The sequence below is a fragment of the Dyadobacter sp. AC419 genome, assembly GCF_979253085.1.
The window spans coordinates 269,444-293,691 of the sequence record NZ_CEEDCD010000017.1; the positions used below are offsets into that span (position 1 = coordinate 269,444).

Here is a 24,248-nt window from a genome sequence, read left to right on the forward strand (position 1 = left end):
CAAGATTCCTATCGTGCGGTGAGCTCGATTTTGGTTGCCGGCACTTTCAGGCTGTCGAGCGGGATATTTTTTGGCGTAATGGTGGCGCCGTCCTTCAACCCTTGCAGTCCTTCATACACAATGGTTTCTCCCGGTTTTAATCCCGACTTTACCACATAATAGCCTGATAGCCTGGACTGCGGTACGAAACTGCGCGTCTTGATCTTATTGTCCTTACCCAGCACATAAACGAAGTTCTTATCCTGAATTTCAAATGCTGCTTTTTGCGGCACCAGAATCGCATTATTGACCGTATTCGTAAGCCTTATCGTTCCGGTTGAGCCGTGTTTCAGTAACTTTTCCGGATTGGAAAAACGTGCCCTGAATGCAATGGATCCGGTTCCTTCGTCAAAAGCACCTTCCATCGTTTCCACAGTTCCTTTGTGTTTGAAATAAGATCCATCCGCAAGTTCAAGCTCGACAATGGTGCCTTTGTCTGCTTTTCCGCGGGCTTTCACATATTCCAGATATTCGTTTTCTGAAACATTGAAATAAGCAAACACACTTCGCGTGTCCGAAAGCGTTGTTAGCAATGTTCCCTCATCAATAAGGCTTCCCATTTTGTGCGGAATGCGGTCAACCATGCCATCGAATGGCGCTTTGATTTCGGTTTGAGCAAGGTGGATCGCCGCTTTTGATTTTTCAGAACGTGCTTCTTCAATGCGCGCATTTACAGCCGCCAGTTTTGCCTCGGCAACTTCAACTTCAGTTTTTGAAATCACATTTTTTTCAACCAAAAGCTTCACCCTTTTTAATTCCAGTTCTGCTCCTTTTGCTTCTGCGATAGCGCTTTGCAAATTTGCTTTTGCAGAGGCAAGCTGCGCCTGATATTCTTCATTATTGATCCGGAAAAGCGTTTGCCCTTTCTTCACTTCCTTTCCCTCATCCACATAAACTTCTTCGAGATAACCTTTTACACGTGCGTATATTTCCACATTTCTGATGGCATGCACATCGCCTACATATTCACGATGCACTTCTGTTTTTTGCGGGATCAATTCAGTAACGGGGATCGTTGGGATGCTGGTCTGCGTCTTGTCTGTATCCTTGCTTTGCGTCGTGCATCCGTAAGCAAAAAGATAAGGCATGACAAGAAATGACCATTTAAGAGTCTTCATAATAAGTTGATTATTAAGTAAAAATGAAATTTGGGGGAATAGGAATAGCCGTTTCGCCAACCATTGCGGGACAGCAAAAAGTGCAAGGAATTCTTGCGGCTGGATGTGCTGCAATCTGGATTAGAAAGCACAGCAAAACCAGTCCGCTAGAAACCTAAACGTGGCGAAAAATGGAAGCTTACGGAAATTTAGAACGGGCAAAGCCTGTGCAGAAAGCTGTAATATCCGGGGAGGATAGGGCTTTCGCTGGCAAAAATAACGGTCAGTGCATTGTGCAGGACCAGCTTCGGATTGTAAACAAACTTGAAGTCCGAAAATACGACAGATTCAAACAATGTGAACCTGTAAGTCGAATGGCGATGCCGAAGCATTTTCGACAAATTCTCCCGCCATTTGCAAACATCTTCTTTGATAACCGTCCAGTTCAGGATCGATCGTATCATCGAGAATAATGACATCAGCCGCACTTTTTCCTTCTTCAATGAAGAAAGGGGAGAACGCTGCTGTTCCAATATCGATCTTGCACAGCGTTGCCTGCTGCTTTGCGAAAAGCGGGAAGGCCAGTGACTGAACAAGGCATAAAAACAATACAAAAGTTCTTTTTGTCATGATGCTGATTTAATCAGTACATTAAAAAATCCATACTTTCATAATGAATTCAAGAATGATTGGAAATATTGGAAAGGAATTATGATAAACAGATGACTGTGGCCAAATATAATAATTCAAATGTATTCTGCCAATTGAAAGGCTTGTTAATGACTGTTAACATACAAAATCTTATAGCAGTTTAGCCCGAAATAACGCCTTGAATGCTGCAACTTTTCAACACGTATGCAGCCAAATTATACAAACTTATTTAGGAAAAAAAGTATATTTAAATCCAACTTGCCGGACCGGAAAAGCGCACATTTATGAGCATTAAAACGATAAGCACGGAGCACTTTATTCTCACCAAAATGACTGAAAAGGATGGGGATAAGTATTTCAGGATGAGCAATAATGCCAATGTGATGAAGTTTGTGACCGGACATGCATTAGACCGTCAGGAGTCGGATAAAATGCTGCGCAGTTTCCTGGCAGAATATGGCAATGACACGTTTTTAGGAAGATATTTAATTGAAGGGCGTGAGTCGGGCGAGTTGATTGGTGCTGCAAAACTGGATAATGAAGGCAATGAGGTTGAGATAGGTTACCGGATTATGGAGGAGCATTGGGGAAAGGGAATTGCCACGGAAATTGCGAGCGGCCTGATTGATTTTGCAAAACGGAAAATGAATGCCGGACGCGTCATCGCTTATGTAAATGTGAGCAATGCTGCTTCCATCCGCGTGCTTGAAAAAGCCGGAATGGTGAATGTGGAACGGATCGAGGACATTGATGAGGTCAAGTTCAAGTTCGTGTATGCGCCTCAAAATCGTCTCTCATTCACAAAAGTGCTTTACATTATTCTGGCTCTCGTGATTCTGTTTTTACTCGTTGCTTTTATGCCCGCGATTCTTGCCAGATAAATAACCTCAAAAGAAGTAAATCCATCCTATGAAAAAGACAGATCCAAGAATTGACACCTACATTCTGAAATCAGCCGACTTTGCTATTCCTGTCCTTTCCTATTTGAGGGATTTGGTGCATGCTTATTGCCCTGAGGCCACGGAGACGATGAAATGGAGCTTTCCACATTTTGAATATAAAGGGACCATTCTTTGTAATATGGCTGCTTTTAAGCAACATTGTTCGCTCGGATTTTGGCACGGATCGCGCCTATCTGATCCCCTAAATTTGCTTGCATTGGGTGAAAAGGCGTCGATGGGACATTTAGGCAGGATTACAAAACTCGAAGATCTGCCGGACGAGTCGGTTTGGGCGATTTTATTATGCAATCGATGAAGCTGATCGACAATGGTGAGAAAATCCAGCGCGAGCCGCGACCGGCCGTTAACAAAGAACTGGAAGTGCCCGGTTATTTTACAGAAGCCATGACTCCAAAAGCATCTGCGATTTTCAATGGATTTACTTACTCGCAGCGAAAGGATTATGTGCAATGGATCGTCGAAGCGAAAACAGAAGTGACGCGGGAAAAGCGCATGGCAACTGCAATTGAATGGCTGGAAGAAGGCAAAACCCGCCATTGGAAATATGCTGCTAAATAAACAAACATGGCAAGTCTTGCTGACTTGCCATGTTTGTTGCTCAATTAAAACTTCCCGTTCTCGTCTGCAAATGCGTAACGGAATGTGAGATAACTCGACTCTTCCGTCGGCACTTCCTCCGGAGCACCTTTGTAATAACTGATAATCTGAACTTTCGCGAAACGGCCGTCAGCCGTTTTTACCAAAAGTGTCCTGCCGGCAATGGGCCTGATCGCGTGAACGGTCATGTCATATTTATACCAGGAATTGCCGCTGCCGCCCGGAATCGCAAATGCGCCTTCCTGATCCGCTTTGTAACCCTCTTTCGGCGCTTCCGCTATCGATTCAAACGGTTGCTCCACCACCAATGCACCGGCCTGGCCGGGTCCGCTGCTGCCGCTGTTGATCGCAATGGTCGTTTTACTGAAAGCAATGTCCCAATTTGCCGTTTTTGCTTCGTCAGCAGACACATCTTTTCCTTTTGCCAGACTGAAATAGGCATATGGCTGTGTATTTGCGTTCAGGTCTTTTATTACTATGATTTCTGCGCTCATGATATCGTTGTCTTGCTGATTGTTTTTTGGTAACAAAATTGCCAGCGCCAAGATAACTTTTGTAAGTAAGATCATCTGCTAAAATTTGATTTTTTGAAAAGAATCGGCGGTCAGGCTCCTTTTTTAACCAGCTTGTATTCCAGCTTTGGCTTGCCGCGCACGCCACCATCTTCTGCGTGGAAGCTTACAAATCGGAGCTTGTATACGTTTCCGGAAGCATCTTTGATCAGATAAAAACGATCCGTTTTAACGCCAACCGGCCCGCCCGAAGTCACTCTCCATTTGGATCCGATGGCATCAGCATCCGCGCTGAAAGTGGCTGCTGCAATGTTGCTTTCAGCAAAAGCATCGTACGTTACTGCGCTCGTCAGCACTTCCGCAGCTTCCACTTTTGCCTGTTTGTTGATAAAAACCAAATCCGAGAAACCATAAGGAATCAGACCTGCACCGAAATTGGTAAAATACATATTATAGCCCCATACAAGGTCCCAGCGCGCTTTTAATGGCTCAGTTTCCACAGTCGCACCTTTTTCCAATGATACAAATTCGAAGTTGTAGGCAGCATCTTTGGTTATATCAATGGTCTTTGAAGTCGTTTCATTGAGCTTTGCGTATTGCAGGGCATAACCCGTGCCTTTTCTCAGGACCCGGATTTTATACAATTGATCAGCTGGCAAAACTGCGCCGCTTCCGCCTTTCCGGTTCAGAATGTAAACTTTATTATCCGCGTCCGTCGCTGAAATTGCTTTAATCGCAGTTTTGTTCAAATCACCTTTTGCGTCATCAACAAGGCTCAGTTTTCCCGTTCCCTGACCAACCGCAAGCGAATCCGTTACTAAATCCTTGGCCGAAACTGCATTAATGTCCGTTTTATCGATCATCAGCACCGAAGCGCCATTTGTTCCATTGATAACAACTCTGAAATCGGCATCATTATAAAAGCCAAGATCCCAGCTGTCCCGCAAAACCGGTGTCTGCACATTGCTGCTTAGGTCCAGATACACCGAATTGGCAGCGCTGCTTCCGAGCTCAGTTCCGGCAATGCCATTCAGTTGAATGCTGGTTCCTTCCGAAACGATTGCCTTGAAGCTCAATTTTAGATCCGAGTTTTCACCAGCAATCGCAGGTGCGCCTACGGACGTGATTTTAAAATCGACACTTTCGTCGCCGTTCAACAAAATGCCCGCTTTCTTGGCCACTTTCACGGAAACAGCAGATTGTCCCGCAGGCACTGTTAATGCGATAATGTTGTTTGCGGCGGCTGGCGTGGTCGTAAATTCTGTTCCGTAAGTTAATAGAGTGGGGTTTACGGAAACAGTAATCGGTGTGGCGGCGTCAACGGCTCTTGAAAGCACAATTTTGATCTCGGCTTCTTCGCCTTCGAAACCTTGCGCGGCACTTTCAAAGCCGGCGGTGTTGTCTGGAAGTGGTGGTTCGTCGTCGTTGCAGGCATTGAAGCTGGCTAGAAATGCAATCAGTAACAGGGATTTGGCAATTTTCTTCATTTAAAAAAGTGATTAGGGTAATGTTTAATTTTTTGACCATTGCACATTTAGTCCGAAGAAGTAAGACCTTCCATAGGACATTGGAACTGCGCCGCCTGTGCTATGCGCGCCGCCCGTGTCTGTTGATGAATTAGTAATGGAAGTGACGTTGAAGAGGTTTTTGACGCCGCCTAAAAGGCTGATATATTTCCCAAGCTGCTTCCTGAATGTGGCGTCAGGCCATGTGAAAGCCTTCTGTTTCAGCCAGATTTACATTGATTTGATCGGTTGTTTCATAAATTGGTCTCTTGCCTGAATATTTGTAAAACACATTGACACTCGCGCCGATCTTACTAAATCTGTAAAGCAAATTGGTGTTGATTTCCGACGACCAGACAAATGTGGGCAACTTGCCAAATTGTTCGGGCGCATCTGAAAATTGGTTATAGCGACCAATGTAAGAGCCGCCAATGCTGGCTTGCAGATTTTTATAAAAAACCTTGTTATCGAGTGTAAAGCCTGTTGTTTTGAAAAGGAAAATGTTCAGATAAGTCGTTTGAGTCCGGTCATTTGGGTCTATTCCGGTGTCGATGAGGTCATGGAAAACGTTGTAAAAACCGCCCAATGTAGAGTTAACCCGTAGATGGTTTTGGCTAACTGCCTGCCAGACTACGAATGCATTGAAGCTGTTGGAATATTCGGCTTTCAGATTGGTGTTGCCATTGATAGAATGCGATGCGTCGTGGAAATCAAAATACAGCTCACGCAATGACGGCGAGCGAAAACCGCGTGCATATCCCAGCCTCAGATCAAGCGTTTTGGAAAGTGCCAGCTTCGCATTTACTGATGGAATGGCGGGCGGCGCATCGTAAACGGAATTTTTCAAGAAACGAAGGCCCGGGCTGATCTTCAAAACCTTACCAACCTTAACTTCGGGAGCCAAAAAGAGCGCATACTCAGTAATTTCCGGACTTCCCAGGATTCTTGCCCCTGAACTTTGGTTGTCCGAAAAGTCAATTCCAGCCAGGAGAGAAAAGTGCTTATTGTGTTTGTAAAGCGAGGTTCCTCTGAAAAAAGTGGTTGTGAAAACAGATTTATCCTGCAATCCGGGTTCGAGGGAAAGCGTTCCCGACCATTGGCATCCACATTTGTGCTCAATGTTTTTCTTGAATAATCAGTGTAAGAAACCACGCCGCTCAAACTCAGCTTATCATTCAGTTTCAACTCCGATTGCAGCTGGTGAAACCATCTGTAAGTGTTATAATCCTTGTCGGCGGCGATTTGCGTGATCGCATTCCGGTTCCCTAGCGACTGAATGGTTTCGTCTGTGCCATTGAAGCGATACCAAACATTCCATTTGTCGCGCTGAAACCTTAATCCGGCGCTGTATAACATTTGATCTTTCGGCATCCAGTCTTTTGCCCGGCCGGTCGAGTTGCCTTGCCAGCCGCCAAAATTGTTGCGGGTAACATTGCCCGAAAGTTGCAAACCGTTTTTCTGCCAACTCAGGCCAAGGTTTTCGTTGTGCGTTCCTTTTTTTGTGAGTGCATTGTATTCATTCCCAGCGGTTTCTTCCTGAATTCGCGCACTGACGGTCAGGTTGTCGCCGTGAAAACTCTTCTTAGTAATGAGGTTAATGACGCCTGCCAATGCGTCCGTTCCGTAAATGACGGACATTGGCCCTTCCACAATCTCAATCCGCTCAATGGTGTTAATGTCAATTTGTCCCAGGCTTTCACGCGTGCTTCCGCGGTCGACCATGGGAATTCCGTCAAGCAAGATCTTAACATTCTGGCCCGACATGCCCATTAGCTGAATGTCACTGGTGCCCAGCGTCAGGTCATTGGAAAAGCGGATGCCGAGCTCGTGTTGAGAATCGATTGAATGTTCGTTGCGCCCCTTGCCGTTATACGTTCGCTGTCAATGGTGCGAACCTGGTAAACAGAATTTTTGAGCGACTGGACTTCAAACTGGCCGGTAACCACAAATTCGTCTAATGAAATGGAATCCTTTGCTAACGAATCAGCCTTTACGTGCCCACGATCCGACTGCCCCGCCACTGGGCCGAGCGCCAATAACACAAGGAAAAAGGGAGTAAAAAACTGTTTCATGGAAGGTTATTTAGAATCGATGCAAATAAAATTATTATTTAGACTAAATACAAACAAAACTTATAAACAAACAAAAGCCCAGCCTTTCAGGGCTGGGCAAATCTGTGTTATTCTTTTTGGTTTACTTAATAATGGCCTTTAAACTTACCTTGACGACATCTTTTAATTTCCAATCCTTTGTGCCAATATTGTAATCTAACCGGTTGATTTTGAAGTTGCTAGAAATTGTATAAGTGCCGTCTGTATTCTTTTTGGCGTCAAATGGCAGGGTCACAGTTTTGCTTACGTCCCGGATTGTTAGTTTGCCTGTTGCCTGATATTTTCCGTCTTTTTTCTCAACCTTGGAAGACTTGAAATTGATGTTGGGATACTTTTCAACATAAAAATACTTGTCGCTTTTCATGTCTTTGTCCCGTGAGTTGTTTCCGGTTTTTAAAAGTGCTGGCGGCAATGTTAATGTCGAAAGACGCATTTTCAGGTGATTTCTCAATGAAAACGGCGCTGCCTTTTCGGCGCATCAAATGTTCCATCGCAAGTGCCAAGCACATATTTTACACTGAAATCAGTCGTGCCTGAAATTACTTTGGAAGTCTGGGCGAAAATGGGGCTGTATCCGAGGAAGCCGATTATAAAAAGAAACAGTTTCAAACGGCTTTTCATGAGGTTTTGGATAAAAATTAATGGCTATTAAAGTTCTTCAAGCAGCGATTCGCCCTCCGATTGATCACCGGAAGTCCATCGCCATTGTTCATGCATACGCAGTTTTCCGTTAGGAAGTTGCTCAGGCGTTGATTTGCAAATGCCTGTCGTGATCTCGCCCTTGTCATTCACCTGATGATAACGCAGGTCCAGATTGCCATTTTCATCCACTAACGCGATCAAATGGCCCGTTTTGATCCTGCCGCCGGAATAAGTTGACGTGACAATGTTGCCGGTTTGCTTGTAAACAAACTGCATCGAGAGATCCACTTCGCCATTCTCAGAATTGGAAAGCGGGACGAAAATTTTGTTGTCGTAATTGATCATTTTTAAAGAACAGAAGTGATCCACCAGATATTTCCACAAGGATCTTCCACCCCGCAACTGCGCCCATAATCCTGGTCAGCGGGCTCCATAATCTTAATTGCGCCAGCTTCCAGAGCCTTTTTGTAAGTGTCATCAGCATTTTCGACATACAAAAACATACTTGCAGGCTTGGCCGGCCATTCACTTTGGCTGTCACAAAACATAATCGTGCTATCATTAATGCGCACCTCACAATGCTTGATCGCAGACGGGTCGTCTTCCTGGTAATGCGTCTGGCTGATCACGCCGCCGAGCACATTAGTGGTAAAATCTTTGAATTTTGAAGCTCCGTCGAGCATCAGATAAGGCATTAGGGCCTGGTCGACCGTCCGGGATTTTTACAGTGCTCATCATTTTTTGTTTAAAGTTTTAACAAATCTAAATGGTTGGCGAAGCCTGAAATTGGAAAAACACGACATTATAAATCCCGATATTCATTCCCTTCTGATTTCCCGGAAAAATAAAAGCGCGGATGCTGCCCTGAAAATGTCTTGAAATCATGAATAAAATGCGATTGATCGTAATAACCGCATTCGTACGCGATTTCGGTTAATGATTTATCCTTGCTTCCATAAGCGTCCAATGCAGCATGGAACCTGATAATGCGAAGGTAAAGTTTTGGACTGAACCCCGAAAATGCCTTGAATTTTCGTTCGAATTGCCTTGTCGAAAGGAAGCTTTGTTCGGCAAGCTCCCGCACATTGGTCAATCCTTTATGTTGTATAATTTGATTGATTACAGAGAAAACTGCTGGTTCGGAGGCTTTGGTTTTCAATAAACGCGATTCGAGAAAGCCGGAAATAATCGCAACGCGCTCTATATGGTCCTTTGCAAGCATCATCTGTTCTTCCAGACCATTTTCGTCCTTGCCCAAAAAAGTGTGCAGGTCAGGCATCTGATTGGTAAGTTCCGTTGACGGCATGCCAAACAAGACCGGAATTGCGAACGGATACAGGTAAACTCCGAAAATTCCGAAGTCCTCTTGAATGATAAATCTCCTGAAATGCTGCGACTGGCCATGAATGCCTGAATGGAACGATGCTTCGGTATTTTCTCCACGCACAAATTCATCAAAACGGCCTTTGTAATGAAATATAAGCTCCGCGCAACCATCCGCCATAGTGCGGTGAATGTAGGGTTTACCGGTTCCAACCTCATGCTCGAGCACCCAGAAAAATCTGACGTATTTTGCGAGAGCGGGAGATGGTGGTATGGTAAAATATTTCATATTAACCGCTTAAAATGAACATTCTACTAATTCTATATATTAGCTACGATGTTTCTCAAGTGTCTCAGAAATTTATATTTTTGAAATCTCTTTAATACATTTGATACAACTAAGATTCATAAAATTTTAGAATTATTCGCTGTCAAAGGATGTTAGAAATTTAATTTGATTGACAGCTTTTCAATAGTTGATTACCATTTACTCAGTTTCTGACATGAAATTAGTGCCCATAGAGAAACGAAGCGGCCTTACCCGTGAAGAGTTCATTGAAAATTATTTAAAGCCAAGTAAGCCGGTCGTGTTCACAGACCTGGCAAAAGATTGGCCGGCCGTTCAGAAATGGACGTTTGAGTGGCTACGCGAAAATCATGGAAATATCGATGTGCCGCTTGTTGACAATCACATGCACGATGCGGACAAATATTTTCAGATTGCGAAAACAATGAAGTTCGGCGATTATCTGAAACTCATTGAAGCCGGTCCGACCGATCTGCGGATCTTCCTTTTTGATATTTTCAAAAAAGCGCCGGAGCTGGTTAACGACATTCGTTTCCCGACGATCATGGACGGATTCTTGAAATCTTACAAGTTTGTGTTTTTCGGTGGCCAGGGTTCCATAACGAGCCTGCATTATGATATGGACTGCTCAAATGTGTTCCTAACGCAGTTTCAGACGCGCAAGCAGGTTATTTTGTTTCACCCGAAGAAAGCAGAAGACTTTATCACCACCCGTTCACGGTGATGAGCAAAGTGGATCCGATTAATCCGGATTACGAGCGATTCCCTGCATTGAAGGGCGCGGTAGGACACGAAACCACATTGCTTCACGGTGAAACGATCTTTATTCCGTCACTTTGGTGGCATTATATCCGTTATGTTGACGGCGGTTTCAGCCTTGCATTGCGTGCTAATAACTCCATTTTCACAGCAGTTCGTGGCGGCATGAACCTCGTGCGCCACACATTTGTGGACAAAAGCATGACGAAGCTGCTGGGCTTGGGATGGCAGCATTGGAAAGAGAAAAAAGCAGTTGAAAACGCGCAGGAAGTCTTGACAAAACACACGTAGAAGTATCCGGGACGCATTTCAAAGAAACTAATATATCTTTGAAATGCGTTATCTCTGGAATGCTCACAACACGTTATGGACTTTGATATAACCTCTGAATACCAGCCAACCGGCGACCAGCCTTTGGCCATTGAACAACTTGTACAAGGAATCAGAGCTGGCGAACCTGCTCAGACGCTTTTAGGTGTAACCGGCTCCGGTAAAACGTTCACGATTGCCAATGTGGTGAAGCAAGTGAACAAACCAACACTCGTTTTAAGCCACAATAAGACGCTTGCTGCCCAGCTTTACGGGGAGTTTAAGCAATTCTTCCCGCAAAATGCCGTAGAATATTTTATCAGTTACTACGACTATTATCAGCCGGAAGCATTCATTTCCAGCACCAATACTTACATTGAAAAAGATCTGCAAATCAATCAGGAGATTGAAAAATTGCGGTTGCATACAGTTTCCTCGTTAATGAGCGGACGGCGCGACGTGATCGTTGTGGCTTCTGTTTCATGCATTTATGGCGCGGGTAATCCCAATGAATACAAAAAAAGCATTGTCAGTGCGAAACTGGGCGACATTGTAAGCCGTAACCAATTCCTTTTCCGGTTGGTCGAAATTCTTTATAGCCGCACCGAACTCGAATTTAATCGCGGAACATTCCGGGTGAAAGGCGATACAGTGGACGTTTTTCCAGGATATGCAGATTTTGCTTACCGGATCATTTTCTTCGGTGATGAAATAGAAGAAATTCAGCGCATTGAACCTGAGACTGGGAAAAAAATCTCTTCTGAACGTGCAATCGCCATTTTTCCTGCCAATCTTTTTGTGACGGGAAGAGATGTTCTGACGCAATCCATTAAAGAGATCCAGGATGATTTGTCGATGCAAATCCAATATTTTACGAAGGAAGGCAGACTGGCAGAAGCGGAGAGGGTGAAAGAGCGCACTGAATTTGACATGGAAATGATGCGTGAACTGGGTTACTGTTCCGGAATTGAAAACTATTCGCGTTACTTTGACCGTCGCTTACCAGGACAGCGTCCATTCTGTTTGCTTGACTATTTTCCGGATGATTTCCTGATGGTTGTGGATGAAAGTCACGTGACCATGCCGCAGATTCGTGCGATGTGGGGCGGTGACCGTTCGAGAAAAGAGCAGCTTGTAGAATATGGTTTCCGTTTACCTTCTGCATTGGATAACAGGCCGTTAACATTCCAGGAATTTGAAGATATGACGCCGCAGACGATTTTCGTCAGCGCAACGCCCGCGGATTACGAATTGCGTAAATCGGAAGGGGTTGTCGTTGAACAGATTATCCGCCCGACCGGCTTGCTTGATCCTGAAATTGAAGTGAGGCCAAGCTTGAATCAGATCGATGATTTGCTGGAAGAAATCCAAAAGCGCATTGCCATGGGCGATCGCGTGCTCATTACGACGCTTACAAAAAGGATGGCCGAAGAGTTGAGCAAATATCTGGATCGCGTGGGCATTAAGTGCCGTTACATTCACTCCGAAGTGAAGACATTGGATCGGGTTGAGATTTTGCGTGAGCTGAGATTAGGCGTTTTTGATGTTTTGGTGGGGGTTAACCTACTTCGCGAAGGGTTGGATTTGCCTGAGGTTTCCCTCGTGGCCATTATGGATGCGGACAAAGAAGGATTTTTGAGGGACACCCGCTCTATGATCCAGACTATCGGCCGCGCAGCGCGTAATGACCGGGGAAAAGTGATTATGTACGCGGATGTAATGACTGGTTCCATGCAACTTGCTATTGATGAGACGAATAGAAGAAGAAGCATTCAGTTGGAATACAACTTTGAGAATGGCATAACACCAAAGACGATCCTTAAGTCGAAAGAGGCCATTATGGAGCAGACTTCGGTTGCGGATTCGAAGGTTCGGAAAGTGTATGTGGAGCCAACGGAGGTGCGGATTGCTGCTGACCCGATCGTGCAATATATGGGTAAAAATGATCTCCAAAAGCTCATTTCCGAAACCCAGCGCAAGATGGAAACTGCCGCCAAAGACCTCGACTTCCTCGAAGCAGCCCGCCTACGCGATGAATTGATGCAGCTGAAACAGCGGGTTAAGGAGGCGGCGTAGTTTGCTAGCTCTGCCTACACGTGCACTAACATTTCGGTATTATAAAGACTCATAATGAGTCTTTATTTCTGACCATGGTTTAGAAGATATCTTCCCATCAAGAAAATTTGTCTTGCGTTCAAGCAACTCACACATAGCTTTTTTCGAAACAACTTCATCCATTCCATGGATGACTTCTATGAGCTGGTCGACCGAAATGTTTATTGCTATCATAATTATATGTTGCGGCTCTTGTATTATCTAAAGTACAAATAATTACTTTGAATGCTATCATTTGGCCGATTCCAATCCCAGCAACTCCAACACTTCTTTCCAGTTGTCAACCCGCTTGTGCTTGGTGACGTTTACGTTGTGGCTGGCGGTGAAGAGGATGGGCATTCCTTTGCAGAAATCGAGGTTTTTTAAGTGGTCGTCGATGAGGTAATCTGTGTCGATGACCCTTTTATCACCGCAAAAAACGATGTTTTTCCACGATATGAATGGAAAATGCTCTTGCAGCCAATCGTGTTTTTCAATCAGCGAATTTGGGAATTCCATGGCTGCCGACACAATGAAGATGTCGTAATTTTCCTGCAATTTAAGAACGGCCTCAGCTGCTCCCTCGATCATCGGTGCGTCACGGAAAAACCCGGTTTTGTAAATCAAACTTCTCGCTGCGGCCGGGTCCGGAAATGCGTCGTCTTCGGGAATTCCCAATAAATCCTCCCTTGCAATTCTAACTCCGAACTCCTTATCGTACCAATCGATCCAATTCGTTTCGATATCGACGATCACATTATCCATGTCAATGGCAATAGACTTTTTCATAACCTTGATTTAAGCTTGATCTGCGTTTTGTTGCGACAAATGTAATTTTTATCTGCAATATTTTGCAATGTTATTTCTGTTAAATTTCTATTTTTGCAAGAAACAGAAACTTCATGTTAAAAGAAGAACGGTTCCAACTCATTCTCAATCAACTGAACAACGACCAAAAAGTATATCTGGCGGGATTGAGCACACTTTTGAATGTTTCGGAAGATACCGTCCGGCGGGATATCAAGGAATTGGCAGAGCAAGGTTTGTTAAAATCGGTCAGGGGAGGAGCGGTGCCGCATTCGCCGGGGCTGCATCATTTTCGTGACCGGGTTTTACGTGACAATGAGCAAAAGCAAATCATCGCCGACAAGGCTTTGGATTTCCTGAAAGATGGCCAGCTCGTTATTTTTGACGGCGGAACATCCGCTATGCTCATCGCGAAGTCATTACCCAAGGACATTCATTTAACCGTTGTTACCAATAGTTTTCCCATCGCATCTATTCTCGAAGAGCACGAACACGTAGAAGTGTTGTTCGCGGGCGGGCGGCTTTTGAAAAATTCATTTGTAACAATAGGCAATGACACGATCCAGTTTTTGAAAAAATTCAGGGCGGATATTTGTTTGCTCGGCATATGCAGCATTCACACACATTTGGGCGTTACGGGGCCGGATTATGAAGAAAGTGAAGTGAAAAGGGCGATGATCGAATCATCGAAGGAGGTGATTGCGCTCGCTTCCGTAGAAAAGCTCGCAACCGCAGAAGCATTTTATGTCTGCCCGACTGATCAGTTATCGGTGATTATAACAGACCAGCCGGCAGACAATGAGGAATTTAGCATTTATACAGACATGGGAATTCGAATGGTTTAAGACGCTATTTGCGACTAATCTTTCTTTTCCTTTTGCACTTCTTCGGTCTTGAAGAAAGTGTCGTCTATCATTTTGGTTTCCTGATTAATCACGTTGGCAAAGCCAAGCATATAGGCCATAGCAAGTCTTTTGAGCCATTTTTTGGTGGCTGTGAGAAAGTTTTCCATTTCATTTTTCCAGTTAACAAATGAGAATCTGCCCGAACCTTTTGAGTAGGGGCAAGTCATATTTCTGATTGAAAATCAGAATTGTCAGGAAACTGAAATGAAGTGTTCTTCTGCTGAGCTTGATTGCTTGTGAATTGCAAAACCGATGGCCAGCTTTGCCAAAACCAATGTTTCCGGGGAGATGGAAATGGTCAATTCAGTTTGTGAATGATGTTTTTGGCAGAGCAATGCAATGCGTTGATATTGCGCTTTTTTACCAAAGCAAGTGACCGGAAGTTCAGACTTAGGACGATGAAAACAGATGACCTGCGCAAATTTGCCGGCTGGTTTGATCCTAGTTTGCCCTGCAAAAGTTTCTTCAACCTGATAGACAGATTTCGGTTCGGAGAAATTGTAAGAAACGACATTCGTGAGCAACAGCGCTAGTAACAGCCATTGCAATACGGATTTTCCATTTCTAATGCTTGATTTCTCTTTCATCGCGGCCCCATTCTAATTGCTCCGTCCAACCGGATTACTTCTCCGTTCAGCATTGGATTTTCGACAATGGATTTTGCTAAAAGTGCATATTCAGATGGTCTGCCCAGGCGCGCTGGAAACGGAACTTGCTGGCCTAAGGAAATACGCGCTTCCTCCGGCAAACCCAACATTAAGGGCGTTTCAAAAAGTCCCGGAGCAATTGCCATAACCCTGATTCCCGACTTAGCAAGATCGCGGGCCACAGGCAATGTCATGCTCACGATTCCGCCTTTGCTGGCAGCATACGCAACCTGGCCCATTTGCCCGTCATAAGCCGCAACGGAGGCGGTGTTAATGATTACGCCCCGCTCACCTTCTTCATTCGGCGCATTCTTCTCCATTGCAAATGCAGCAAGCCGCATTACATTAAAAGTGCCAATAAGATTGGTTTTGATGGTTTTTTCGAAAAGCTCAAATGAATGCGGGCCGTAAATGCCATCCGCTTTTCCAACGATTTTCCGGGCAGGAGCAATGCCTGCGCAGTTAATGACAATGCTTATAAAGCCAAACGTTTCCAGCGCAAGATCGATAGCATTTTGCACATCACTTTCACTGGAAACGTCGGTTTTTATAAATTTTATTTTGTCAAAGAATTCAGACTCTAACTTTTCTCCGGCAGCAACATTGAGATCAAGAATAACAACATTAACTCCCGATTCAACAAACAAACGCGCCGTCGCCTCGCCAAGCCCCGAAGCTCCACCTGTTATTACGGCTGCGGCATTGTTAAGTTGCATTTGATTAGCTGTTTAATATCACCTTATTAAAAACACCACGCTTCCCAATGCTTTGGAAATGGAAGCGGGTGTTTTCTTGATTGCTTTCGGTTGGATAAGCCTCGTAATGCATTACGAGACAACCTCGATCTTAACTTTTAACAAAAATTCATCCATTTCGATCTCGTTGGCTTCGCCGTTGAGGTCACCGATGAAATTGAGTTCCAGGGCTTGGACTTCCTGGCAGATGTAATCTTTATTAGCCGTTACCGCACTCGTTAGCAGCCGGTCATTGTCTTGTAACGTGATTTTGATTTTGTCCGTAACCTCGAAACCGCTGTCTTTCCGCAGGTTTTGAACACGGTTAACAAAGTCACGCGCAATTCCTTCCAGGCGAAGCTCGTCTGAAATAGTCGTGTCGAGAGCGACTGTTAACCCGCCTTCGCTTGCTACAAGCCATCCCGGAACGTCTTCTGCGTGAATTTCAACGTCGGTCAATGCGATCTCAATAGGTGAAGTGGCTGGATTCAAAGTGATCGTGCCATTTCTTTCAATTTCTTTGATCGCCGCGTCATCCATAGCGGAGATTGCTGCTGCAACTTCTTTCATTTTTGGGCCAAATTTCGGTCCTAATGTCTTGAAGTTCGGCTTTATTTTTTTAGTCAAAATGCCGCTGTCGTCATGTACAAATTCAATGTTCTTCACATTAACCTCGGACAAAATAATCGCAGTAACCTGCTCGATCTGACGTTTCGTGGTGTCATTCAAAACTGGGATCAAGATCTTAGACAATGGCTGGCGCACTTTGATTTTATGTCCTTTCCGGATCGAATGCACCAACGAACTGATCGTCTGCGCCCGCTCCATAGCAGCTTCCAAATCCAGGTCTACGACTTCCGTTTCAATTTTTGGCCAATGCGTTAAATGCACAGATTCATATTTATGCTCCGTGTTATTTGCAATCGAAGCCGCGCGGTCGCCATCCGTCAGGTTTTTGTACAACCATTCACCGAAGAATGGCGCGATTGGTGACATCAGCTGCGCAACGGTTACAAGGCAATGCTGCAATGTTTCGTATGCCGCTTGTTTGTCTTCCGTAAGACCTTCGCCCGATTCCTGAGATGGATTCCAGAAACGGCGGCGGTTCAGGCGGATATACCAGTTGGAAAGCTGATCCGTCACAAAATCCTGAACAAGTCGGCCCGCTTTGGTTGGGTTATAGTCGTCAAATTGCTCACCGACTTCCTTAACCAATGTATTCAGCTTAGAAAGGATCCAGCGATCCAGTTCTGTGCGTTTCTCAATCGGCACCGAATTGGATTCACCGAACTCATAACCATCCAGATTGGCATATAATGCAAAGAAATTATACGTGTTAACCAGCGTTCCGAAGAATTTGCGCTGCACTTCTCCGATGCCTTCAATGTTGAATTTCAAGTTGTCCCAAGGCTCTGCGTTGGTGATCATATACCAGCGCGTCGCATCCGGACCATATTTTGACAATGTTGCAAATGGATCAACCGCATTTCCAAGACGTTTGGACATCTTGTTGCCATTTTTATCCAAAACCAAACCCGTGGAAACCACATTTTTGAACGCAACCGAATCAAACAACATGCCGGCGATGGCATGCAATGTGAAGAACCAGCCACGCGTCTGATCCACACCTTCCGAGATGAAATCGGCAGGATAGCTGTTTTCGAAAATTTCTTTATTTTCAAATGGATAATGCCATTGCGCATAAGGCATGGCACCCGAATCAAACCAAACGTCGATCAGATCCGGCTCCCGGTGCATTACATTGCCTTTTTTGGAAACCAATACAATGTTATCCACATAAGGACGGTGCAGATCGAAATCTCCGTTTTCCAGTTTCAGCAAATAATCGGAGTTGGTTGCAGCTTGCTCTCTCGTCAAATGTTCAGAAAGCAATGCTTCTTCGAGCAAATCCTTCAATTCTTCGATTGAGCCAACACACACCTCGTCGCCGTGCTCGCTGCGCCAGATCGGCAGGGGCGTTCCCCAATAACGCGAGCGCGACAAGTTCCAGTCAACAAGGTTTTCAAGCCAGTTGCCAAAACGTCCGGTTCCTGTGCTTTCCGGTTTCCAGTTGATGGTTTTGTTCAATTCCACCAAACGGTCCTTCATTGCAGTGGTTTTGATAAACCAGCTGTCCAAAGGATAATATAAAACAGGCTTGTCCGTCCGCCAGCAATGCGGGTAAGGGTGCTCGTATTTCTCAACTTTAAATGCCTTTCCTTCTTCTTTAAGCTTAATGGCGATCAAGACATCGGTTGCCCTGAATTCCGGATCATTCTGCTCTTCATCTGAGTAATATTCAGGTTTTACAAAACGACCGGCGTAATCAGTGATTTCTTTGACAAAACGGCCTCTGCGATCCACAATAGGAACATCTTTACCAGTTTCGTCCTTCACCATAATCGCCGGAATGCCATTGGCTTGCGCCACCCGGAAGTCATCCGCACCAAATGTTGGCGAAGTGTGCACGACGCCCGTTCCGTCCTCGGTTGTCACAAAATCACCAAGGATAACGCGAAAAGCAGGTGCTGTGGGCTTCACATAAGGCATTAGCTGCTCATAATGAACACCTTCCAGATCTTTTCCTTTAAATTCTTTCAGGATCGTCCAGGGAAGCAGCTTTTTATCGCTGGCTTCGTAACCTTCAAAATCACCGTCAAGTCCTTTTTCTGAAAAATATTTTCCAAGCAGGTCTTTGGCCAACACTACGGCCACCGGCGCATGCGTGTATGGGTTAAAGGTTTTTACCAAAACATAATTAATGTTGGCGCCAACCGTCAATGCGGAGTTTGCAGGAAGCGTCCATGGCGTTGTGGTCCAAGCCAGTATACGGATATCCAAATCTTCCTGATCTGCAAAAACCTGGAAAGTCTGCGGCGTTGTAACCTTAAACATGGCCACAATTGTGGTGTCCTTAACATCCTTGTAAGTCCCGGGCATATTCAGCTCGTGGGACGAAAGTCCGGTGCCGGCAGCCGGGGAATAAGGCTGGATTGTATAACCTTTATAAAGCAAACCCTTGTCATACAGCTTTTTAAGCAGGTTCCAAAGGCTCTCAATGTATTCACTTTTGTATGTAATGTATGGATCTTCCAGGTCAACCCAATAACCCATCTTTTCAGTCAGGTCATTCCATTGATCCGTAAATTTCATCACCGTTTGGCGGCATTTCTCATTATATTCTTCAACAGAAATGGTTTTGCCAATGTCATCTTTGGTGATTCCAAGTTCTTTTTCAACCTGCAATTCTACGGGAAGCCCGTGCGTATCCCAGCCTCCTTTTCTTTTTACCTGGAAGCCTTGTAATGTTTTGTAACGGCAAAAAATATCCTTAATAGAACGCGCCATAACGTGGTGAATACCAGGTGTTCCGTTGGCCGAAGGAGGGCCTTCGAAGAATGTAAATGAAGGAGCGCCTTCGCGTGTTTCAACCGACGCTTCAAAGATTTTTTTCTCTTTCCAAAATTGCAGGACTTCGTCTCCTATTTGTGGATAACTGAGGTTTTTATATTCGTTGTATTTCATATGCGCTGTGAGCTTTTAGCCTCGACTATTAGCTTTGTAATGTTATTTCAATGTATTGTTAACACCAACCGAGGATTTTAAGAGCGCAAAATTACGATTTTTTTTCTGCTAAAAGGATGCTTGGTTCCGATCGAATATGAAAGCATATTGTATTATTTTGCAGCCGTTTCCTCACCAATTTTTCACAACTCAAACCGCATATGGAACAATACAAGAGGCTTTTGACCTACAATAAGACCTGGGCTGCCGAGCAGCTGGGAGTGGATGAGCAATATTTCGAAAATCTGGCCCAAGACCAGAAACCGGATTTCTTGTGGATCGGTTGTGCGGACAGCCGCGTCCCTGCCGAGGATCTTACGGGCTCGCGGCCTGGTGAAATGTTTGTCCACCGCAATGTGGCCAACCTCGTTGTTCACACCGACATTAACATGTTGAGCGTGCTGCAATATGCCGTTGAAGTGTTGAAAGTGAAGCATATCCTTGTTGTGGGACATTATGAATGTGGTGGTGTAAGGGCTTCGCTGACAAATAATGACCTTGGGCTGATTAACAAATGGCTGCGCCACATTAAGGATGTTTATGACAAACACGAAGTTGAGCTGGAATCGATTACGGAAGAAAAAAACCGTTTCGACAGGCTTGTTGAGCTGAATGTTGTGGAACAGGTGAAAAATTTATCCAAGACGGACATTGTTCAGAAAGCGTGGCACAGAAATCAGCCTCTGCATCTGCATGGCTGGGTCTATGGCATGCATGACGGCATTCTCAAACCGATTATCGATATGCCGCCGGGCACGGAGATCACAGGAATCAATAAATATAATTTTGATTGATAAAAGAAATCCCGCTCCTAATCGAGCGGGATTTCTTGTTTTTCGAAATGTTCGCATTACATTAGTAATTTGATTGAGTCTAAATAGTAATTGCGAACTGGCGTATCGATGAAAAAACTGATCGGGAAACTCCATCTTTACCTTGGTCTGGCCACGGGGATTGTTGTATTTATGGTGGCAATCACCGGCTGTATTCTGGCTTTTGAGCAGGAAATCAAGAGCATTACGCAGCCTTATATGTTTGTAGAGCCGCCAGCCAATGCCAAAGTGCTGCCTCCGTCTGTTTTGCAAGCCAGTGCAGAAAAAATGCTTCCCGGTAAAAAGGCCAACGGCGTGCTTTATGGCGTTCCGACGCGCAATGCGGAGGTTGGATTTTACAATGCAGATCCTGAATATTATTACGTCGTTTATGTCAATCCTTATACGGCTGAGGTGAAGCATGTGTGGAATGAAGAAGATGATTTTTTCCACTTCATCCTGCACGGACATTATTATTTGTGGCTTCCGCCGACAATCGGGCAGCCTGTTGTTGCATCCGGCACATTGATATTCCTCGTGATGCTGATCAGTGGGCTTGTGTTGTGGTGGCCAAAGAACAAATCGGCCGCGAAGCAGCGTTTTTCAATTAAATGGAATGCTGCATGGCGCCGGAAAAATTACGATCTGCACAATGTCTTTGGGTTTTACGTGCTATCGATCGGTTTTCTGCTTGGTTTTACGGGTTTGATCTGGGGTTTCAAATGGTTTTCGCAATCCGTTTACACTGCGACCGGCGGGCAAGGCTCGGATGAATATTACAATCCAGCCTCCGACTCCACTTTGCAAGTGGGCGCTTTTACGCCAATTACTGCGGTTGATAAGGCTTGGAGCACATTAAGGAAGGAGTATCCGACGAATGCAGGCATGAACATCTCCATCCCGCACTTGAAATCAGAGTCGATATTTTCTTACGTGAATTTCCGTGCAGGGACTTATTATACAGTTGATTACAATTATTTTGATCAATATTCCCTGAAAAGAATCAAAACGACCGGCCCTTATTCGGGAAGATATAAAGACGCAGATTTTGCCAATAAACTGCGTAGAATGAATTACGATATCCACGTGGGCGCCATACTGGGACTTCCTGGCAAGATCATCGTTTTCCTGGCCAGCCTCATTTGCGCGAGCTTGCCCGTAACCGGAACGATAATCTGGTGGGGAAGGAAGAAAAAGCAATCCAAAAAGGTGAAGAAAAGCTTCCGGACATTGAAGCCGGACCTGGTGAGCCGCTGAATTATTCGTTCTGATAAACGCGAACGTAATCGATTTCAAACTTTGACGGAAACGTCGTTTTTGAAACATCGCCACCGTTATCACCGCCCAGCGCAAGTCCCAGCAAAATGTAATGCGGATGCCGGAAAGGATGCATGGCAGTTTGTTTCGCATTTGTCGCCTTGTCGAGATCCTGCGAATTGATCAGCTTATCATCAAGATATATTTTGATTGATTTTTCGTCCCAATCCATTCGCCAAACATGAAACTTTTGTGACCATTCAGGATCATTGAAGTCCTTGACGGGCAGTTTTACTGTGTTCCAAATGGGTTTATAACGCTCAGACGAGCCCCAGGCCAGGTTTGCGAGCAGCATTCCGCGGTAAAATTCCATGATATCAATTTCGCCATTATCCGGCCATTCGCCTTTCTCGCCCAATGTCCAGAAAGCCGGCCATAAGCCTGATCTGGTGTCAATTTTGGCTTTCATTTCAAACCGTCCGTATTGCCAGCTTTGCTTGTTTTTTGTCATTAAACTTGCGGATGTGAATGCAGCATACTCGCGGTTTTCTTTCCAATTATTGCTATTTGGCACGTAATTCGGATTTTTAACTTTCTCTTCCTTTGCCTCAATGATCAGATGTCCGTTTTGACAATAAGCATTTTGTGCCTGATACCATTGCGCTTCATGATTTCTCACAAAACCCTTCTCAGCTTGCCAGACTTCCGGATTTGGCACACCGTCTTTTTCAAATTCATCGGCCCAAACCAGCTTCCATTGTGCTTGTGCAGCGGGCATAATTATTAAGTTAAGAAGTGCAAAGAGGCTTAAATGCTTCATGAATCGGGGCATGCGTGGAAAATTCAGCGTTATGCCATACAAAGTGTGCCATTTAAATAATATACCGTACGGCAGTTTTGCACGAACTTTTCGCCTTCTTTGTGAAAGTGCCGAATTAAAGTAACGATGAGTAAAATATTTGAAACAGCTAAAAAAGCGGGTCTGGACGCCTTTATGCTCGCTTTACTAAGCATGATCTTCCTGGCCTGGCTTTGGCCTTATCCGGGGATGAAAGAAAGTCCCGTGCCTCTTTCGCAAATATCGACCATGGCCGTTTCCATCATTTTTTTCTTCTATGGTTTGCGGTTGAGTCCGGAAAAACTACGCGCCGGTTTGGTTAACTGGCGGCTGCATGTGATGGTCCATTTGTCCACATTTGTGCTTTTTCCGCTGCTGGCGCTGGCCTTTAAGCCTTTTTTTAAAACAGAAGACAGTCAAACATTATGGTTGGCAATTTTCTTCCTGACCGTGCTCCCTTCAACAGTTTCTTCGTCCGTCGTGATGGTTTCTATCGCCAAAGGAAACATTCCTGCGGCCATATTTAATGCCAGCATATCAAGTCTCATCGGCGTGTTCATTACGCCCTTATGGATGGGCGTGGTGATGGATACCGGGCCAGGACATTTCGATCTTTTTTCAGTAGTCGGAAAGTTGTCTTTACAAGTATTGTTACCGGTGCTTGCGGGGATCTTGCTTAATAAAAAGTGGGGCCACGTGGCTGAAAAGAACAAAAAGTACATTCGTTATTTCGACCAATCGTCTATTTTGCTGATCGTTTACACTTCCTTTTGTGAATCGTTCGGCGAGCATTTGTTTAGTTCGTTGGGAGTAAAAGAAATCGTATTTTTAGGGATAGGAATGCTGAGTTTGTTTCTCGGAATTTATTTCCTTTTGACATTCATCAGCGGCTTGTTACATTTCAATCGTGAAGACCGGGTTACTGCGGTTTTCTGCGGTTCTAAAAAGTCTTTGGTTCAGGGAGCGGTTATGTCGAAAGTGCTGTTTCCAGGAGCTCAGGCAGGATTAATGCTTTTGCCGATTATGATTTATCATGCGCTGCAATTGATAGCAGCGAGCATTATTGCGCAGCGCATGGCTCGTGAAGTGGAAGAAGAAGGGCAGAAGCAGATTTTATAATTAAAACAAAACCTTATGCGCCTATTATCGTGGCTTATGCGCCTGATTGTGCTCATTTTGCTACTCGCCGGGTTGCAATCGATGTGGAGTAAATTCCAAGACGGCAATTGGGTTCCGGACTGGATGGGCAGCAAAGATCAGACTGAAACCACGCATGCGCTTGTGTTGCAGGAGATTAGTGCAATGGGTAAGCTGGAATTGGTCAAATATAATTTCAAAGATGTTGTGGAACAGCAGATTGTAAAAATGTGGCTGCCCAATGCAAAGGCGATTCTGATCGTTCAGGGCGAAGCAATCGGTTGTGTGGATTTAACCAAAATAGAAATTGCCGACATTTCCTCAGAAGCAGAAACATTGGTCGTTAACATGCCCGAACCCGAGCTTTGTGTTTTCAAAATAGATCACAGTAAGTCAAGGGTTTACAATACAGAATATGCATTCAATGAAGAAGCGAAACTTGTTCAGGAAGCATACAAACAAGCTGAAAAACAGATCCATAAATCGGCTCTCGATATGGGCATTTTGGATCAGACAAAAGAAAATGCAAGAAAGATCCTGACGCCGGTTCTGGAAAAAGCCTCTGGGAAAAAGGTCGTTTTGAAATTTCCGCTTGAAACAAAAATTGAAAAGTTGCGCTAGTTAAATGTTCCTAAATAA

Annotated in this window: 28 protein-coding genes and 1 pseudogene; 11 read left to right on the forward strand and 18 right to left on the reverse strand. The window is 44.7% G+C overall.

Annotation, left to right across the window (positions count from 1 at the left end; translation table 11 throughout):
- Window positions 1-8: 8 nt before the first annotated feature.
- Window positions 9-1,157, reverse strand: coding sequence for an efflux RND transporter periplasmic adaptor subunit (locus AC0IYG_RS11565; RefSeq protein WP_471711223.1), 1,149 nt, complete (start codon window positions 1,155-1,157; stop codon window positions 9-11).
- A gap of 23 nt (window positions 1,158-1,180) precedes the next feature.
- Between AC0IYG_RS11565 and AC0IYG_RS11570 the strand changes: the two genes are divergently transcribed.
- Window positions 1,181-1,315: a hypothetical protein gene (locus AC0IYG_RS11570; RefSeq protein WP_471711224.1), complete on the forward strand. Its 135-nt coding sequence runs from the start codon at window positions 1,181-1,183 to the stop codon at window positions 1,313-1,315.
- Between the two features lie 169 nt (window positions 1,316-1,484).
- Here AC0IYG_RS11570 and AC0IYG_RS11575 read toward each other — a convergent pair whose 3' ends face one another.
- The gene (locus AC0IYG_RS11575; RefSeq protein WP_471711225.1) at window positions 1,485-1,766 is read right to left on the reverse strand and encodes a hypothetical protein; all 282 of its coding nucleotides are present in this window, start codon (window positions 1,764-1,766) and stop codon (window positions 1,485-1,487) included.
- A gap of 305 nt (window positions 1,767-2,071) precedes the next feature.
- On the opposite strand from AC0IYG_RS11575, the gene AC0IYG_RS11580 reads away from it, so the two are divergent.
- The 3 genes from AC0IYG_RS11580 to AC0IYG_RS11590 are packed head-to-tail and all read left to right on the forward strand — an operon-like array spanning window position 2,072 to window position 3,307.
- A complete protein-coding gene (locus AC0IYG_RS11580) occupies window positions 2,072-2,668 on the forward strand; it encodes a GNAT family N-acetyltransferase (RefSeq protein WP_471711226.1) in 597 nt (198 codons plus the stop codon).
- A gap of 28 nt (window positions 2,669-2,696) precedes the next feature.
- Entirely contained in the window at window positions 2,697-3,044 is a 348-nt protein-coding gene (locus tag AC0IYG_RS11585; RefSeq protein ID WP_471711227.1) for a DUF1801 domain-containing protein, read from the forward strand.
- On the forward strand, window positions 3,041-3,307 hold the full coding sequence (locus AC0IYG_RS11590; protein WP_471711228.1) for a YdeI/OmpD-associated family protein: 267 nt from the start codon (window positions 3,041-3,043) through the stop codon (window positions 3,305-3,307). Before AC0IYG_RS11585 ends, AC0IYG_RS11590 begins: the two co-directional genes overlap by 4 nt.
- A 44-nt stretch (window positions 3,308-3,351) precedes the next feature.
- Here the strand turns inward: AC0IYG_RS11590 and AC0IYG_RS11595 are convergent, their stop codons facing one another.
- The 10 genes from AC0IYG_RS11595 to AC0IYG_RS11640 all read right to left on the reverse strand — a co-directional run bounded on the left by AC0IYG_RS11595 (window position 3,352) and on the right by AC0IYG_RS11640 (window position 9,728).
- Window positions 3,352-3,915 carry an HmuY family protein gene (locus AC0IYG_RS11595; RefSeq protein ID WP_471711230.1) on the reverse strand — a complete coding sequence of 188 codons (564 nt, stop codon included), beginning with the start codon at window positions 3,913-3,915 and terminating at the stop codon, window positions 3,352-3,354.
- A gap of 35 nt (window positions 3,916-3,950) precedes the next feature.
- Window positions 3,951-5,345 (reverse strand): HmuY family protein, encoded by a 1,395-nt coding sequence (locus AC0IYG_RS11600; protein ID WP_471711231.1) that lies wholly within the window; start codon window positions 5,343-5,345, stop codon window positions 3,951-3,953.
- A gap of 214 nt (window positions 5,346-5,559) precedes the next feature.
- On the reverse strand, window positions 5,560-6,351 hold the full coding sequence (locus tag AC0IYG_RS11605) for a TonB-dependent receptor plug domain-containing protein (RefSeq protein ID WP_471711364.1): 792 nt from the start codon (window positions 6,349-6,351) through the stop codon (window positions 5,560-5,562).
- Entirely contained in the window at window positions 6,234-7,133 is a 900-nt protein-coding gene (locus AC0IYG_RS11610; protein ID WP_471711232.1) for a TonB-dependent receptor plug domain-containing protein, read from the reverse strand. Before AC0IYG_RS11610 ends, AC0IYG_RS11605 begins: the two co-directional genes overlap by 118 nt.
- A gap of 26 nt (window positions 7,134-7,159) precedes the next feature.
- A complete protein-coding gene (locus tag AC0IYG_RS11615; RefSeq protein ID WP_471711233.1) occupies window positions 7,160-7,435 on the reverse strand; it encodes a hypothetical protein in 276 nt (91 codons plus the stop codon).
- Window positions 7,436-7,556: 121 nt separating this feature from the next.
- Window positions 7,557-7,907: a YceI family protein gene (locus tag AC0IYG_RS11620; protein ID WP_471711234.1), complete on the reverse strand. Its 351-nt coding sequence runs from the start codon at window positions 7,905-7,907 to the stop codon at window positions 7,557-7,559.
- A 14-nt stretch (window positions 7,908-7,921) separates the two neighbouring features.
- Window positions 7,922-8,095 carry a hypothetical protein gene (locus tag AC0IYG_RS11625; RefSeq protein WP_471711235.1) on the reverse strand — a complete coding sequence of 58 codons (174 nt, stop codon included), beginning with the start codon at window positions 8,093-8,095 and terminating at the stop codon, window positions 7,922-7,924.
- Between the two features lie 27 nt (window positions 8,096-8,122).
- The gene (locus tag AC0IYG_RS11630) at window positions 8,123-8,461 is read right to left on the reverse strand and encodes an avidin-fold protein (protein ID WP_471711236.1); all 339 of its coding nucleotides are present in this window, start codon (window positions 8,459-8,461) and stop codon (window positions 8,123-8,125) included.
- 2 nt (window positions 8,462-8,463) lie between these two features.
- Window positions 8,464-8,811 (reverse strand): VOC family protein, encoded by a 348-nt coding sequence (locus AC0IYG_RS11635; RefSeq protein ID WP_471711237.1) that lies wholly within the window; start codon window positions 8,809-8,811, stop codon window positions 8,464-8,466.
- A 107-nt stretch (window positions 8,812-8,918) separates the two neighbouring features.
- Window positions 8,919-9,728: a DUF6597 domain-containing transcriptional factor gene (locus AC0IYG_RS11640; protein WP_471711238.1), complete on the reverse strand. Its 810-nt coding sequence runs from the start codon at window positions 9,726-9,728 to the stop codon at window positions 8,919-8,921.
- A 214-nt stretch (window positions 9,729-9,942) separates the two neighbouring features.
- On the opposite strand from AC0IYG_RS11640, the pseudogene AC0IYG_RS11645 reads away from it, so the two are divergent.
- Window positions 9,943-10,796: pseudogene (locus AC0IYG_RS11645) on the forward strand (cupin-like domain-containing protein).
- 75 nt (window positions 10,797-10,871) lie between these two features.
- Window positions 10,872-12,890 carry an excinuclease ABC subunit UvrB gene (uvrB, locus tag AC0IYG_RS11650; RefSeq protein ID WP_471711239.1) on the forward strand — a complete coding sequence of 673 codons (2,019 nt, stop codon included), beginning with the start codon at window positions 10,872-10,874 and terminating at the stop codon, window positions 12,888-12,890.
- A gap of 270 nt (window positions 12,891-13,160) precedes the next feature.
- On the opposite strand, the gene AC0IYG_RS11655 is transcribed toward uvrB, so the two are convergent.
- A complete protein-coding gene (locus AC0IYG_RS11655; protein WP_471711240.1) occupies window positions 13,161-13,697 on the reverse strand; it encodes a 5' nucleotidase, NT5C type in 537 nt (178 codons plus the stop codon).
- 113 nt (window positions 13,698-13,810) lie between these two features.
- Here AC0IYG_RS11655 and AC0IYG_RS11660 point away from each other — a divergent pair, with 113 nt between their 5' ends.
- Window positions 13,811-14,560: a DeoR/GlpR family DNA-binding transcription regulator gene (locus AC0IYG_RS11660; RefSeq protein WP_471711241.1), complete on the forward strand. Its 750-nt coding sequence runs from the start codon at window positions 13,811-13,813 to the stop codon at window positions 14,558-14,560.
- Window positions 14,561-14,574: 14 nt separating this feature from the next.
- Here AC0IYG_RS11660 and AC0IYG_RS11665 read toward each other — a convergent pair whose 3' ends face one another.
- From AC0IYG_RS11665 to ileS, 4 genes are all read right to left on the reverse strand, one after another.
- Complete coding sequence (locus AC0IYG_RS11665) at window positions 14,575-14,727, reverse strand: hypothetical protein (protein ID WP_471711242.1); 153 nt, start codon at window positions 14,725-14,727, stop codon at window positions 14,575-14,577.
- Between the two features lie 84 nt (window positions 14,728-14,811).
- Window positions 14,812-15,207, reverse strand: a complete 396-nt coding sequence (locus AC0IYG_RS11670; RefSeq protein ID WP_471711243.1) for a hypothetical protein — start codon at window positions 15,205-15,207, stop codon at window positions 14,812-14,814.
- On the reverse strand, window positions 15,204-15,983 hold the full coding sequence (locus tag AC0IYG_RS11675; RefSeq protein ID WP_471711244.1) for a 3-hydroxyacyl-CoA dehydrogenase: 780 nt from the start codon (window positions 15,981-15,983) through the stop codon (window positions 15,204-15,206). The genes AC0IYG_RS11670 and AC0IYG_RS11675 overlap by 4 nt, the downstream gene beginning before the upstream one ends.
- 111 nt (window positions 15,984-16,094) lie before the next feature.
- Window positions 16,095-19,526 carry an isoleucine--tRNA ligase gene (gene ileS / locus AC0IYG_RS11680; protein WP_471711245.1) on the reverse strand — a complete coding sequence of 1,144 codons (3,432 nt, stop codon included), beginning with the start codon at window positions 19,524-19,526 and terminating at the stop codon, window positions 16,095-16,097.
- A gap of 200 nt (window positions 19,527-19,726) precedes the next feature.
- On the opposite strand from ileS, the gene can reads away from it, so the two are divergent.
- Together can and AC0IYG_RS11690 are read left to right on the forward strand one after the other, a co-directional pair.
- The gene (gene can / locus AC0IYG_RS11685; RefSeq protein ID WP_471711246.1) at window positions 19,727-20,359 is read left to right on the forward strand and encodes a carbonate dehydratase; all 633 of its coding nucleotides are present in this window, start codon (window positions 19,727-19,729) and stop codon (window positions 20,357-20,359) included.
- A 108-nt stretch (window positions 20,360-20,467) separates the two neighbouring features.
- Window positions 20,468-21,634, forward strand: coding sequence for a PepSY-associated TM helix domain-containing protein (locus AC0IYG_RS11690; RefSeq protein ID WP_471711247.1), 1,167 nt, complete (start codon window positions 20,468-20,470; stop codon window positions 21,632-21,634).
- A gap of 1 nt (window position 21,635) precedes the next feature.
- Here AC0IYG_RS11690 and AC0IYG_RS11695 read toward each other — a convergent pair whose 3' ends face one another.
- On the reverse strand, window positions 21,636-22,412 hold the full coding sequence (locus AC0IYG_RS11695) for a glycoside hydrolase family 16 protein (protein WP_471711248.1): 777 nt from the start codon (window positions 22,410-22,412) through the stop codon (window positions 21,636-21,638).
- Window positions 22,413-22,580: 168 nt separating this feature from the next.
- On the opposite strand from AC0IYG_RS11695, the gene AC0IYG_RS11700 reads away from it, so the two are divergent.
- Both AC0IYG_RS11700 and AC0IYG_RS11705 read left to right on the forward strand, forming a co-directional pair.
- Window positions 22,581-23,591, forward strand: a complete 1,011-nt coding sequence (locus tag AC0IYG_RS11700; protein WP_471711249.1) for a bile acid:sodium symporter family protein — start codon at window positions 22,581-22,583, stop codon at window positions 23,589-23,591.
- Window positions 23,592-23,606: 15 nt separating this feature from the next.
- Window positions 23,607-24,230 carry a DUF4230 domain-containing protein gene (locus AC0IYG_RS11705; RefSeq protein ID WP_471711250.1) on the forward strand — a complete coding sequence of 208 codons (624 nt, stop codon included), beginning with the start codon at window positions 23,607-23,609 and terminating at the stop codon, window positions 24,228-24,230.
- Window positions 24,231-24,248 lie beyond the last annotated feature (18 nt).